The sequence below is a fragment of the Acidovorax sp. GW821-FHT11A03 genome (assembly GCF_058809075.1).
On the sequence record NZ_JBXASG010000008.1, the window covers coordinates 150,925 to 164,366 of the forward strand.

The 13,442-nt window shown below is 68.9% G+C and carries 13 protein-coding genes; 8 read left to right on the forward strand and 5 right to left on the reverse strand.

Annotated elements, in window-relative coordinates:
* Positions 1 to 32: 32 nt before the first annotated feature.
* Together AC1RVY_RS20460 and AC1RVY_RS20465 are read right to left on the reverse strand one after the other, a co-directional pair.
* A complete protein-coding gene (locus tag AC1RVY_RS20460; RefSeq protein WP_492807948.1) occupies positions 33 to 626 on the reverse strand; it encodes a MarC family protein in 594 nt (197 codons plus the stop codon).
* Entirely contained in the window at positions 623 to 1,036 is a 414-nt protein-coding gene (locus tag AC1RVY_RS20465; protein ID WP_492807949.1) for a VOC family protein, read from the reverse strand. The genes AC1RVY_RS20460 and AC1RVY_RS20465 overlap by 4 nt, the downstream gene beginning before the upstream one ends.
* Before the next feature lie 113 nt (positions 1,037 to 1,149).
* On the opposite strand from AC1RVY_RS20465, the gene AC1RVY_RS20470 reads away from it, so the two are divergent.
* Entirely contained in the window at positions 1,150 to 1,959 is an 810-nt protein-coding gene (locus AC1RVY_RS20470; RefSeq protein WP_369643558.1) for an enoyl-CoA hydratase/isomerase family protein, read from the forward strand.
* A 133-nt stretch (positions 1,960 to 2,092) separates the two neighbouring features.
* On the opposite strand, the gene AC1RVY_RS20475 is transcribed toward AC1RVY_RS20470, so the two are convergent.
* Complete coding sequence (locus AC1RVY_RS20475) at positions 2,093 to 2,731, reverse strand: glutathione S-transferase (protein ID WP_218296847.1); 639 nt, start codon at positions 2,729 to 2,731, stop codon at positions 2,093 to 2,095.
* Between the two features lie 123 nt (positions 2,732 to 2,854).
* Here AC1RVY_RS20475 and AC1RVY_RS20480 point away from each other — a divergent pair, with 123 nt between their 5' ends.
* From AC1RVY_RS20480 to AC1RVY_RS20505, 6 genes are all read left to right on the forward strand, one after another.
* Entirely contained in the window at positions 2,855 to 3,223 is a 369-nt protein-coding gene (locus AC1RVY_RS20480; RefSeq protein ID WP_218341257.1) for a DUF2946 family protein, read from the forward strand.
* A gap of 80 nt (positions 3,224 to 3,303) precedes the next feature.
* Entirely contained in the window at positions 3,304 to 5,607 is a 2,304-nt protein-coding gene (locus AC1RVY_RS20485) for a TonB-dependent receptor (RefSeq protein WP_492807951.1), read from the forward strand.
* 125 nt (positions 5,608 to 5,732) lie between these two features.
* On the forward strand, positions 5,733 to 6,293 hold the full coding sequence (locus tag AC1RVY_RS20490) for a YcnI family copper-binding membrane protein (protein ID WP_218296850.1): 561 nt from the start codon (positions 5,733 to 5,735) through the stop codon (positions 6,291 to 6,293).
* A 61-nt stretch (positions 6,294 to 6,354) separates the two neighbouring features.
* Positions 6,355 to 6,843 (forward strand): copper chaperone PCu(A)C, encoded by a 489-nt coding sequence (locus tag AC1RVY_RS20495; protein WP_218296851.1) that lies wholly within the window; start codon positions 6,355 to 6,357, stop codon positions 6,841 to 6,843.
* A gap of 88 nt (positions 6,844 to 6,931) precedes the next feature.
* The gene (locus tag AC1RVY_RS20500; RefSeq protein ID WP_492807953.1) at positions 6,932 to 7,807 is read left to right on the forward strand and encodes a PhaM family polyhydroxyalkanoate granule multifunctional regulatory protein; all 876 of its coding nucleotides are present in this window, start codon (positions 6,932 to 6,934) and stop codon (positions 7,805 to 7,807) included.
* 73 nt (positions 7,808 to 7,880) lie between these two features.
* Complete coding sequence (locus tag AC1RVY_RS20505; RefSeq protein ID WP_492807955.1) at positions 7,881 to 9,209, forward strand: FIST signal transduction protein; 1,329 nt, start codon at positions 7,881 to 7,883, stop codon at positions 9,207 to 9,209.
* A gap of 52 nt (positions 9,210 to 9,261) precedes the next feature.
* On the opposite strand, the gene AC1RVY_RS20510 is transcribed toward AC1RVY_RS20505, so the two are convergent.
* Positions 9,262 to 10,584, reverse strand: coding sequence for a hemolysin family protein (locus AC1RVY_RS20510; RefSeq protein ID WP_218296854.1), 1,323 nt, complete (start codon positions 10,582 to 10,584; stop codon positions 9,262 to 9,264).
* A 175-nt stretch (positions 10,585 to 10,759) separates the two neighbouring features.
* Positions 10,760 to 11,935 (reverse strand): rhodanese-like domain-containing protein, encoded by a 1,176-nt coding sequence (locus AC1RVY_RS20515; protein WP_255591614.1) that lies wholly within the window; start codon positions 11,933 to 11,935, stop codon positions 10,760 to 10,762.
* 220 nt (positions 11,936 to 12,155) lie between these two features.
* On the opposite strand from AC1RVY_RS20515, the gene sorT reads away from it, so the two are divergent.
* Positions 12,156 to 13,367 (forward strand): SorT family sulfite dehydrogenase catalytic subunit, encoded by a 1,212-nt coding sequence (sorT, locus tag AC1RVY_RS20520; RefSeq protein WP_218296855.1) that lies wholly within the window; start codon positions 12,156 to 12,158, stop codon positions 13,365 to 13,367.
* Positions 13,368 to 13,442: the final 75 nt, after the last annotated feature.

Consider the following 13,442-nt stretch of genomic DNA (forward strand, 5'->3'; position numbering starts at 1 on the left):
CTCCTGGTGCGCCCGGAGCTCCGCCGCCGTGGCTACAGCTGGTGGGCGAGCTGCTTGATGCCGCGAATGAGCATCTCCACGGAGATGGCCACCAGGATCAGCCCCATGAGGCGCTCGAAGGCCATGACCACGCGTTCGCCCAGCAGGCGCTGGATGCGCTCGGCCATCAGGAGCACGACCGCGCACACCGCCATGGTCACGCACAGCGCGCCCACCCATTCCAGCCGCCGCTCGGGCGCCTGGGCCACGAGCAGCATCACCGTGGCCATGGCCGACGGCCCCGCCAGCGCGGGGATGGCCAGCGGCACGATCAGGGGTTCTCCGGGCAGCTCGGTCTGCGGCGCGGTGTCCGGCGGGAAGATCATGCGCAGCGCGATCAGGAACAGCACGACCGCGCCCGCGATCTGCAGCGACAGGTCGCTCAGGTTCATGACCTGCAGGAACTGGGCGCCGAAGAACAGGAACACCAGCAGCAGCGCGAATGCGATCAGCACCTCCCGCAGGATCACGCGGGCGCGGCGCTCGGGGACCACGCCGCGCAGGGCATTGGCGAAGATGGGGATGTTGCCCAGCGGATCCGTGATCAGCAGGAGCAGGATGGTGGCGGACGCGAAGGTGTAGCTCACGCGGCGTACACCCCATCGAGCGACCGGAAACCCTTGATCTCGATCGGGTTGCCGCTCGGGTCGTGGAAGAACATGGTCCATTGCTCGCCGGGCTGGCCCTCGAAGCGCACCTGCGGCTCCAGCACGAAGGCCGTGCCTGCCGCCTTCAGCCGCGCGGCCAGCGCATGCCACCCGGGCAGCTCCAGGATGGCGCCGAAGTGCGGCATGGGCACCATGTGGTTTCCCACGTGGCCGGTGGGGGCGCTGGCGAAAGGCGCTCCCAGGTGCAGGGAGATCTGGTGGCCAAAGAAGTCGAAGTCCACCCAGGTGTCGGTGCTTCGGCCCTCCTGGCACCCCAGCACGCCGCCGTAGAAGCGGCGCGCGGCGTCCAGGTCGGTGACGTGAAAGGCGAGGTGAAAGAGGCTGCGCATGCGCACAGGATAGCAGCGGGATTTGCGCCGCGCACGGGTTCCGGCGCCGCCGTCCCCGCGCCACAATGCCGCATCTTCCCCAACTGCACCGCGCTTGCCGCGCGCACACCGCCATGCCTGCTCCTTTCCCCGACTACCAGCGCTACGAGACGCTGAACATCACCCGCCGCGGCGCCGATGGCGCGGTGCTGGACATCCAGATGCGCGCGCTGAACGGCAAGCTGCCCACGGCGGGCCATGTGGGCCACCGCGAGCTGTGCGGGGTCTGGCGCGACGTGAGCGACGACGACAGCGTGCGCTGCGCCGTGCTGCGCGGCGAAGGCGCGGGCTTCTCGGGAGGGGGCGACCTGGCCATGGTGCAGGACATGACCGAGGATTTCGAGTTGCGCTGCCGCATCTGGAAGGAAGCGCGCGACCTGGTCTACAACATCGTGCACTGCGACAAGCCCATCGTCTCGGCCATCCACGGCCCGGCCGTGGGCGCGGGCCTGGTGGCGGGCCTGCTGGCCGACATCTCCATCGCGGCGCGTGGCGCGAAGATCGTGGACGGCCACACCCGCCTGGGCGTGGCGGCCGGCGACCACGCGGCCATCGTGTGGCCGCTGCTGTGCAGCATGGCCAAGGCCAAGTACTACCTGCTGTTGTGCGACCCGGTGAGCGGCGAGGAGGCCGAGCGCATCGGCCTCGTATCGCTGGCCGTGGACGAGGCCGAGCTGCTGCCGCGCGCCTACGAGGTGGCCGACCGGCTGGCGGCCGGCTCGCAGACCGCCATCCGCTGGACCAAGCATGCGCTCAACCAGTGGCTGCGCCAGGCGGGCCCGATGTTCGAAACCTCGCTGGCGCTCGAGTTCATGGGCTTTGGCGGCCCCGACGCCCGCGAGGGCGTGGCGTCCCTGCGCGAGAAGCGCGCCCCCAAGTTCTGACCACCAACTGCACGCGACGCGCAGTGCCCGCGCCCCTCCGGTCCCGTCCGCACCAACATCCACAGCCGCGTGAAACTGGTGCAGCCCCCTCCGGGGGAAGCCGCGCAGCGGCTCAGGGGGCTTCGCTCAAGCTTCACTTCCTCGCCAGCATGTCGGCGGTGTTCGTCTTGCGGTCGGCGTTCACGCGCTGCACGTGCGGGCGTTCGGCCATGCGCGCGAGGTAGTCGCGCACGGGCAGCGCGGCCAGGTAGTCGCGGCCATAGATGATCTTGGTGGCCGAGCTCACCAGTGGCAGGTGAACGATGGCCGCGCAATCGGCCATGGTGAACGTGTCGCCCGCCACGTAAGGGCTGAATTTCGCCAGCTGGCCGAACGCCGCGATGTTCTTCTCCAGCTGCGCGCCCACCTTGTCGCGGGCGGCCTCGCTCACGCTGCCGCCAAAGAAGGCCTGGGGGTACAGGTTGCGCGCCACCAGCTCCAGGTGCAGTTCCAGGAACGTGATCAGCTCGCGCACCTTGGCGGCCTGATAGGGGTCCGCGGGCAGCAGGGCGGGCTGGGGGTGGGCCATCTCGATGTAGTCGGCGATCACGGCCGATTCGCACAGTGGCCCGTGGGGGGTGCGCAGGTAGGGCACCTTGCCCAGCGGGCTGGCGCTGCGGTCGGTCTCGCCGACCCAGGCCAGCTCCTCGGTGAAGGGCAGGCCCTTTTCGAGCAGGGCGAGCTTGGCCTTGTTGTAGTAGTTGCTGGCGGAAAAGCCGCAGAGTGTGAGCATGGTGGAGTCTCCTTTGTAGTTGTGGATGACAGGCGCATGGTAGGCGGGCGCTCCTGCCGCGTCCGTCGCGCAGATGACCCTGATCAAGGCGGCCGGGGCCGGGCCACCTACAATCACCCTGCCATGCCTTCCTCCCTGCAAACCATCCGCGGCCTTCGCTGGCTCGCCCGCCTTGTGCTGGCGTGGTTTGTCCTGTCCATCGGCGTGGCCGTGGCCTCGCCCCTGGTCAACCCCCAGGCGATGGAGCTGATCTGCTCGGGTTCGGGCGCGATCAAGCTGCTGGTCAAGACCGACGATGGCATGCAGGAGATGTCCAGCCACACGCTGGATTGCCCCCTGTGCGCGCATGTCGGCGCTCCGCCTCCCGTGTCCCAGGCCCGGCTGCCCGTGGTCCACCCCCTGGCGCACGCCCTGCGCCCCATCCCCGCCGCGCACATCGCTGCGCGCACCGCCGCGCCGCTGCCGCCGCGCGGGCCCCCCGCTTTCTCCTGAAATTGCTACTTGTTTGATAGCTGTTTGCGCTTGATGGATAAGCGCTGACGGCCTATTTGGCTTGAAATTCAGGAGTTCCCATGCGCAAAAGCCGCATGGCGCTGGCCGTGGCCGGCGCCTTTCCCCTTGCCCTGTCCTGGGCCGTGCCCGCGTGGGCCCAGACCGCTGACAGCAGCACGCCCGTCAAGGAGCTGGGCGTGGTCACCATCACCGGCGGCCAGCCCACGTCGCTGCCCACGCAGATTCCCACCACCATCGAGGGCGTGACGCGCGAGCAGATCGAGCACTCGATCAACGCCACCGACAGCGAAGACGCGCTCAAGTACCTGCCCAGCCTGCTGGTGCGCAAGCGCTACATCGGCGACTACAACCACGCCGTGCTGTCCACCCGCGCCTCGGGCACGGGCAACCCGGCGCGGTCCATGGTGTTCGCCGACGGCATCCTGCTGAGCAATTACCTGGGCAACGGCCCCACCAACGCGCCGCGCTGGATGCTGGTCACGCCCGAGGAGATCGAGCGCGTGGACGTGCTCTACGGCCCGTTCTCCGCCGCCTACGCCGGCAACTCGGTGGGCGCGGTGGTGGACTATGTGACGCGCATGCCGACAAAGTTCGAGGCGCATGCGCAGGTGAGCTACCAGCACCAGCCGTTCGATCTGTACGGCACCAGCGCCACCTACGCGGGCAAGCAGGTCAGCGCCTCGGTGGGCAACAAGAATGGCGACTGGTCGTGGTTCCTCAACTTCAACAAGACCGACAGCGAGGGCCAGCCGCTCACCTTCCCCACGCGCCTCGTGTCTGCAGGCGCCGTGGGCCATGCAGGCACGCCGGTGACGGGTGCCGTGCTGGGCGACAACCGCGGCAACCAGCCCTGGTACCTGCTGGGCACGGCCACGCAGTACCACACGCAGCAAGACCACATCAAGGCCAAGATCGCCTACGACGTCTCGCCCACCGTGCGCGCGGCCTACACCCTGGGCTGGTGGCACAACGAATCCGAAGGGCGCCCCGCCAGCTACCTGCGCGACGCCAACGGCAATGCGGTGTACGGCGGCACGGTCAACATCAACGGCCGCTCGTACACGCTGGCGCCCACCGACTTCAATGTGTCCAACGAGAACCTCACGCACTTCATGCACGGGCTCTCGGTCAAGAGCCACACGCAGGGCACGTTCGACTGGGAAGTGGCCGCCAGCCTGTACGACTACCAGACCGACACCCTGCGTGCCGCGACGGTGGCGATGCCCACCGCGTTGCATGGCGGCGCGGGCCGCATCGTCAACAGCAAGGGCACGGGCTGGAACACGCTGGCGGCCAAAGGCACCTGGCGGCCAGAGGGCGTCCAGGGCGCGCACATCGTGGACTTCGGCCTGCAGCGCGACAGCTACCAGCTGCGCACGGTGGAGAACGCCACGGCGAACTGGATCAACGGTGCTGCGGGCGCCCGCAACCAGGCGTTCAACGGCGACACACAGCTGCTGGGCCTGTGGGCGCAAGACACCTGGAAGATCGCGCCCCAATGGAAGGCCGTCCTGGGCGCCCGCGCCGAACGCTGGAGCGCCAGCCACGGCCAGACCGGCAACGCCACCACCACGGTGAACCACCCCAGGCGCAACGAGACGTACTTCTCGCCCAAGGCCGCCGTGGCCTGGCAGGCCAGCGACCTGTGGGTGCTGAAAGCCTCCACCGGCCGCGCGGTGCGCATGCCCACCGTGGCCGAGCTGTACCAGGGGGGCATCAGCGGCAGCGGCACGCTCATCAACAACGACCCGAACCTGAAACCCGAAAAGAGCTGGACCACCGAGCTCACGGCCGAGCGCGATATGGGCAATGGGCTGCTGCGCCTGACCGCGTTCTTCGAGCGCACCAGGGACGCGCTGTATTCGCAGACCAACGTGCTCGTCACGCCCAACGTGACCAACGTGCAGAACGTGGACGCCATCCGCACCAAGGGCATCGAGCTGTCGTACCAGGCCGCCAATGTGCTCCTGCGTGGGCTCGACCTCGGGTCAAGCCTGACCTGGACGGACTCCAGGATCACCCGCAACGACAAGTTTCCCGCCAGCGTGGGCAAGTGGCAGCCGCGCATCCCCGAGTGGCGCGCGAGTGCCGTGGCCACGTACCGGCCGGACGACAAATGGTCGTACACCCTGGGCGCGCGCTACAGCGGCAGGCAGTACAGCACGCTGGACAACACCGATGTGAACGGTTTTGCCTACCAGGGCGCGAGCCGCTACTTCACCACCGACGTGCGCGTGCGCTACCAGATCACCAAGCAGGTGAGCGCCGCCGTGGGCATCGACAACCTCAACAACTACCAGTTCTGGAACTTCCACCCCTACCCGCAGCGCACCTACATGGCAGAACTAAAGATAGCCCCCTGAGCGGCTTCGCCGCATCCCCCAAGGGGGACGCCTCCAGCGGCCCGGCGAAGCCGGTTCCGCGGCGGCGCTCGCCTCGGGCGCGCCAGTGTTGAATGCAATGCATCGTTGAAATGAAAGGTCTGAATATGAAATCAAATACTATGAAAAATATAGCGGCTACCGCTTTACTGTTAAGCGCTGCAGGCATTTTGGGCTCTGCATCCGCCCATGTGGTGCTCGAATACCAGGTGGCCCCGGCGGGCGCCAGCTACAAGGCGAGCTTCAAGGTCGGCCACGGCTGCGGCGCGTCGCCCACGCGGCAGATCGCGGTGGACATCCCGGCCGGCATGCGCGGCGCGCGCCCCATGCCCAAGCCGGGCTGGACGCTCGATGTGCAACGCGACAAGCTGGCCCAGCCGTACACCAGCCACGGCCGCAGCATCACCGAGGACGTGGTGCGCATCACCTGGACGGCCAAGACCCCGGAGGACATGCTGCAAAGCGCGCACTACGATGAGTTCGTGCTCGTGGCCCAGGCGCCCGAGCAGGCGGGCACCGTGTACTGGCCCGTGCGCCAGGCCTGCGCCGAAGGCCGGAACGACTGGACTGACGTGCCCAAGGCGGGCCAGAAACTTTCGGACCTGAAGTCCCCTGCGGCGGCGCTGGAGATTCTGCCCACGGGCGGCGGCGTTGCCCACCATCATTGACAGTCAGGCCCACGGGCTTGTTCCATCCAATTTTCCTTCTGATATCCGAAAGACATCCATCATGAAAAAACTGCTTCGCACCGCCGCCCTCGTTTCCACACTGGCCGCGACCCTGGCCAGCGCCCCTGCTGCGTGGGCACAGACCGCCGCCGTCAAGGTCGAAGGCGCCTGGGCGCGCGCCAGCGTGCAGGGCCAGAAGGGCACCGGAGCATTCATGCAGCTGACCGCCCGGGACGGCGCTCGCCTGGTGCGCGCCGAGTCGCCCGCTGCGGGCGTCACCGAAGTGCACGAGATGAAAATGGAAGGCGACGTGATGAAGATGCGCGCCGTGCCCGCGCTGGACCTGCCCGCGGGCAAGACCGTGGAGCTCAAGCCCGGTGGCTACCACGTCATGCTGCTGGACCTGAAGGCCCCGCTGGCCAAGGACAGCTCGGTGCCCATCACGCTGGTGTTCCAGGACGCCAAGGGCGCGGAGAGCAAGCTGGAGCTGAGCGTGCCCGTGGGCACGTCGGCGCCCGGCGGCGCCAAGGCGCATGAGCACAAACACTGAGGATTTGGCCTGCGCCACTGCCTTCGCGGCCGCAACGCATTGGAGTAAGCTGTGACCCCACCACAGACCCACCTCTTGCGGAGCGGCCATGAGCGACACATCGAATTTCGGTTTCGGCAAACTTGTTCCCGGTTTTGACTTTCTGCAGAGCCTGGCCAAGGGGGCGTCCAGCAGCATTCCGCAGTTGCCCAACCTGAGCAACTGGGTAGCGCCCACCATCAGCGTGGAAGAGCTCGAAAAGCGCATCGACGAACTCAAGGCCGTGCAGTTCTGGCTGGAGCAGAACTCGCGCGCGCTGGCCGCCACCATCCAGGCGCTGGAGGTGCAAAAGATGACCCTGGCCACGCTCAAGGGCATGAACTTCAGCATGGGTGACGTGGCCAATGCCTTCAAGCTCAAGACCGCCGACACCGTGATGAGCGGCGTGCAGAAAGCCGCCGACACGGTGAGCGGCGCGGCCGGCGCCGTCGCTGGTGCCGCCGCCCGCGTCACGGGCCGCGCGAGCCCCGCCGAAGAAGCAGAAGAAGACGAAGGCGAGGACGCCGAGCCCGCCGCCCAGCCCGCCAAGGCCAAGGCAAAGGGCAGCAAGGCGGCATCGGCCGCCGCCGCGCCCACCGTGGTGGACCCGATGCAGTGGTGGGGTGCGCTCACCGGCCAGTTCCAGCAGATCGCCGCCAACGCCATGAAGGACGCGGCCAAGCAGACCGCCATCGACACCACCAAGAACATGGCCACGGGCCTCGCCAAGGAAGCCCTCAAGACGGCCACCGGCATGGCCACCCAGTTCGCCGCCAAGGGCATGCAGACCATGCAGGGCGGCGCCAAGCGTGCCGCGGCGGCGGGCACCGCCAGGAAGACCGCCGCCACCAAGAAGCCCGCGGCCCGCAAGACCACGGCGAAACCCGCCGCCAAAAAAACCGGCAGCAGCACCCGCAGCCCGGCGGCCCGCAAGCGGGCGGGCTGACGCCAACGCGGGCGGGTGGCAACCCGTGGGGGCCCGACACCCCGCCACCGCCCCTGGCACGGAGATCCACACCATGAAGCTTTTCCCTTCCGGCCACGCCACCCATCCCCAGTGGCGCATGGCCGCCGCGCTGGTTCTGGCGCAGTTGCGCGCCCAGATGGCGCTGTCCGAATACGCCTCGGCGCCCACGCTGGGCTTGCTCTACATCACCGACCACTACGCCAGCGAGGCCCAAGCGCTGCTCGACCACCTCAGTGGCGAACTGCCCGAGGTCACGGACTGGAGCGGCACCGTGGGCGTGGGCGTATCGGCCAACAATGCCGAGTACTTTGACGAGCCCGCGCTGTCGGTGATGCTGCTCGATGTACCCGCCGACCAGTACCGCGTGTTCTCGGGCGTGGCACCGTTGCCCAACCACCCGCGCCACCCGGCCAGCGGCTTCGTCGCGCACACCGCGCTGGTGCATGCCGATGGCCAGACGCCCGAGCTGGCCGAACTGCTGGCGGAGATGGCGGCCCGCACCGATACGGGCTATCTCTTTGGGGGCCTGAGCGCAAGCCGCGGCGCGAGCGTGCAGTTCGCCGTGGGGGGCGATGGGAACATGGCCGGGCAGGGCGCGGCGGGCGGCGTGTTCGATGGCGGCCTGTCGGGCGTGGCGTTTGGCGCCGGCGTGGCGCTGGTGTCGCGCGTCACGCAGGGTTGCCAGCCCGTGGGGGCGCTGCGCACCATCACCGACGCGCAGGAGAACGTGGTGCTGCAGCTCGACGGCGAACCCGCGCTGGACGTGCTGCTGGAGACGCTGGACGTCACGCTCGACGGAGATCCCCAGCCCGCCCTGCGCAAGGTGCGCGCCACGCTGGCGGGCCTGGTCAGCGCGGGCGAGCAGCCCCAGGGCCAGCGCCGCACGGGCCACTTCGGCACCGACACGCGGGTGCGGCACATCGTGGGGCTGGACGGCGCCCGCCGGGGCGTGGCGCTGGCCGACAAGGTCGAGGCCGGCATGCACCTGGCGTTCTGCCAGCGCAACGTGGCCGCGGCGCGCGCCGACCTCATGCGCATCTGCGCCGAGATCCGCGAGGAACTGTCGCCAGAGGAGCTGGAGCCCGTGCCGCTGGTCTCGGATGCCGCGGCGGGCGCGGCCGCCGGGCCCGCCGCGGGCGGCCAGGGCAGCCTCGCCCCGCAGGCGGGCCGGCGCATCTGCGGCGCGATCTACGTGAGCTGCTCGGGCCGTGGCGGCCCGCATTTTGGCGGCCCCAGCGCCGAACTGCAGATCGTGCGCCACGCGCTGGGCGATGTGCCGCTGGCCGGTTTTTTTGCGGGCGGCGAGATTGCCCACCACCATCTGTACGGCTACACCGGCGTGTTGACCGTGTTTGTGGACGGCGAGCCCTCACAGTCCTGATGTAGAAGAGGGGGCGGGCTGGTGCGGCAGCCCCCGCAATCGCCAACGCCGGTCAGCCCGCGCCGTTCTCGTCGGACTCGGCTTTTTCCTCGGGCGTCAGCCGCGTGGCCAGGATCTTGTCGATGGTCTTGCCGTCCATGTCCACCACTTCGAGCTTCCAGTTCTCCCACTGCACCGTGTCGGTCACCTTGGGCAGGCGGCCGGTCAGCAGCATGATCATGCCGCTGAGCGTGTGGTAGCGGCCGCGCTCCTCCTCGGGCACGGTGTCCAGGTTCAGGCGGTCCTTCAGCTCGGGCACGGGAATGTGGCCGTCCAGCAGCCAGCTGCCGTCCTCGCGCTGCAGCGCCCACGAGGTCTCGGGGTCGCGCGGCTGGAACTCGCCGGTGATGGCCTCGATCAGGTCCTGCAGCGTCACGATGCCCTGCACCTCGCCGTACTCGTCGATGACAAAAGCCATGTGCACGTCCGACAGCCGGAAGTTGTCCAGCAGCTCCATCCCCGTGATGGTTTCGGGCACGTACAGCGCGGTCTGCAGCGTCTGCTGGGTCAGGCCGTGGGCGCGGTCGCGCAGCGTGCGCGACAGCCACTGGCGCGCGTTGAGCACGCCCAGGATGTTGTCCATGCCGCCGCGCACCACGGGAAAGCGGGCATGGTCGGATTCTTCGATGCGCTGCAGGTTGTCTTCGAACGGCGCATCGATGTCCAGGCACACCACGTCGCCGCGCGGCACCATGAGCGAGCCGATCTGGCGGTCATCGAGCCGGAACACGTTGCGCACCATGGTGTGCTCGTGCGACTCGATCACGCCGGCCGTGGTGCCTTCCACCAGCATGGCGTGGATCTCTTCCTCGGTCACGGGGCTGCCGCTGGTTTCCTTCACGCCCAGGAGGCGCAGCAGCGTGCGCGTGGACGTGGACAGCAGCAGCACGAACGGCTTGGTGGCCAGCGCCAGGAAGTTGATGGGCCGCGCGACGAGCCGGGCGAAGGTCTCGGGGTACGACTGGCCGATGCGCTTGGGCACGAGCTCGCCCACGACGATGGAGAAGTACGTGATCAGCACCACCACCAGCCCCGTGGCCGCATAACCGCCATAGGGCAGCGGCACGCCCAGCGACTCCAGCCAGGACGCGAGCGGCGCGGCCAGCGCGGCCTCGCCCACGATACCGTTGAGGACGCCGATCGACGTGATGCCGATCTGGATGGTGGAGAGGAAGCGGGTGGGGTCCTCGCCCAGCTTCACGGCGGCGGCGGCGCCGCTATCGCCCTCATCGATCAGCTTCTGCAGCCGGGCTTTGCGGGCCGTGACCAGGGCGATCTCGGACATGGCAAACAGGCCGTTGAGGAGGATGAGGGCGAACAGTATTGCTATTTCCATACAAAGGGCGCCTTGCACGCCCTTGGGTGTTGATGAGTATGGGATTGTAAGGACGGGGGCGCGGCGGGTTTCCCAAGGACCACGGCGCCTGCGCGCGCGGCACCCGATGGTGCAGGGCGCGCAGGCCGCAGGGCAGGCCTGGCGCGGGGTCCGTGGCGGCCCGTGCGCCGCGTGCTCAGCCGCCTTCGGTGGGCAGCCCGGTCGCGTCCCACTCGGGCAGCCCGCCGCGCAGCCAGTACACGGACTTGAAGCCCTTGGCCGCCGCCACCTTGGCCGCCTTGTAGGACTTCCAGCATTCGGCGCCGTTGCAGGCAAAGATCACGGGCTTGGCCTTGTCCAGGCTGGGAATCTTGTCGAGCGCCTGGAAATCGTCCTGGGCCGCGTTGAACGCCACGTCCTTGAGGCTCTTTTCCACATAGGCGGCAAACACGGCGCCCCGGATGCGCCGGGTCTTGAATTCCTTTTCGGTGCGCGTGTCCACCAGCGTCGCGCCCTGGGCCTGCAGGCTCTGCGCCTCGCGCGCGGTGATGCGGTTCACCCCGGGCAGGCTGGTGGGCGTGAAGAGGCCGAGCTCCGCAACGCGCCGGTACTCCGCGGCCTCGGGGCGCACGGCGACCGGGGGCAGGCCGGTGGCGGACGAGGCCCCGCCAAACCACTGGGCCAGCTTGCCGCGCGCATCAGCGGGCAGGTCCTTCTTCACCACGATGGAAAACCCGCCCGGCACCGGCTGCGAGGTGGCCAGCACGCGCGCGGTGCCCGGGTGCGCGGCGGACCATTCCGCCCACTCGTCCTCCCGCACCACGGTGGCGTCGGCCGTGCCCAGCGTCAGGGCCGTGAGTCCCGCCTGGGGAAACTTCTCGTACTGCACGGCCCGCAGGTCCTGGAACGACAGGCCCGCCTCGTTGAGCATGCCGCGCGCCATGTAGGTATAGAGCGAATCCTGCTGGGGCAGGTAGAGCCTGCGGCCCTTCATCGCCGGCACCGCGTCGATCTGCGGCAGGCCGACCAGCAGGTACCTGTCCGATTTCTGCGTCGCGCCCACCAGTTCATAGCCGCGCTGCAGGGCGGAAGCGGCCACCTGGGCGGGGCCGATGAAGATGTCGTGGCTGGCGCTGCGCGTGGCGCGCATCACGTCGGCCAGTTCGTCGCTGGTGGCCAGGGCCACCGTCTGGCCGGCCGCCTTGGAGAGCCCGGACTCGGCGGCCGTGCGCAGGATGGAGTGGGCCGCCTTGCGGGCCGTGGGCTCCACCGCCACCATGGCGGTGAGCTGGGCCTGCGCCACGGCACAGGCCGCGCACGCGAAAAGCAGCACCGCGAGCTTGCCGCCCATGGGTCTCCAGTCAGTGTTCATGGCGCGCGCCCTCTCTCAAAAGAAAGGGCGAATATGCCCACGCCCTCCGTATCTGCGTACGAATGTTTCCGATGTTTTGTATTTGTTACGTTTACTAACGCCATGTCGCGCGCGGTGCGCAGGGGCTGCCGCACAGAATGCGGCCTAGGCTGAAAGCCGGGGGCCTGCCCACCGCTGTCGCGAGCCTGCCTGTTCAATCATTATTTTGGAGACCGTTTCCATGAAAGATTCCATGACATTGCCGCGCCGCCACATGCTGGCCGGAAGCGCCGCTGCCTTGAGCGCGCTGGGCCTGGCCGGATGGACCGGCAGCGCCAGGGCGCAGCAGGCCGCCAGCCCCGCCAAGCCGCTGCCCGCGTACGCGGGATGGAAGTCTTCCGATGCGCTCATCGTGCACAGCAGCAGCACGCTGGAAACCCGGCGCTCGGCTTTCGGCACCAGTGTCATCACGCCCTCCAACCAGCTGTATGTGCGCAACAACCTGCCTGCGCCCGACGCGGCCATCCTGGACAACCGGGACGCCTGGACGGTGTCGGTCGAAGGCGTGAAGAACCCGCGCAGCCTCACCCTGGCCGAGCTCAAGACCCTGGGCGTGGAAACCGTGGCCACCGTGCTGCAGTGCTCGGGCAACGGGCGTGGCTTCTTCCCCAGCAAGCCCAGCGGCACGCCCTGGGCCGTGGGCGCGGCGGGGTGCGTCGTGTGGAGCGGCGTGCCGCTGCGCAATGTGGTGGCGGCGCTGGGCGGGCTCGCCGATGGCGCGGCCTACCTCACGGGCACGGGGGGTGAGAAGCTGCCCGAGGGCGTGGACCCGCTGTCCGTGCTGGTGGAGCGCTCCGTGCCCATCAAGGCCACCGAGGACGCGCTGCTGGCCTGGGAAATGAATGGCGAGCCCATCTCGCTGGCGCACGGCGGCCCGCTGCGGCTGGTGGTGCCGGGCTACCAGGGCGTGAACAACATCAAGTACGTCAAGCGCGTGGCCTTCACCGGCGCACAGTCGCAGGCGCGCATCATGTCGCACGGCTACCGCATGTCGCCCCCCGGCTCCAAGGCCAGCCCCGACCAGCCGTCGGTGTGGGAGATGGGCGTCAAGTCCTGGATCAATGGCCCCCTGCCCGAGAAGGGCCCCCTCAAGGCCGGCCAGGTGCAGGTGCATGGCGTGGCCTTTGGCGGCACGCAGGCCATCAAGGGCGTGGAGGTCTCGGTGGACGGCGGCAAGACCTGGCAGGCCGCGCGGCTCATCGGCCCCGATCTGGGCAAGTTCGCGTGGCGCCAGTTCGTGCTGCCGGTGACGCTGGCGGCGGGCACGCACGTGCTGGCCAGCCGCGCCACCGATGCCGCAGGCAATGTGCAGGCCGAGCAGCGCGAGGAAAACCTGGGCGGCTACAACAACGCGAGCTGGCGCGACCATGCGGTCACGGTGACCGCAGCGTGACCGGGCGCCCCCCTGAGACGCTGCGCGCCTTCCTCCCTGGAGGGGCGCGCGCCCCCCGGACTGGCCGTGCCAGAT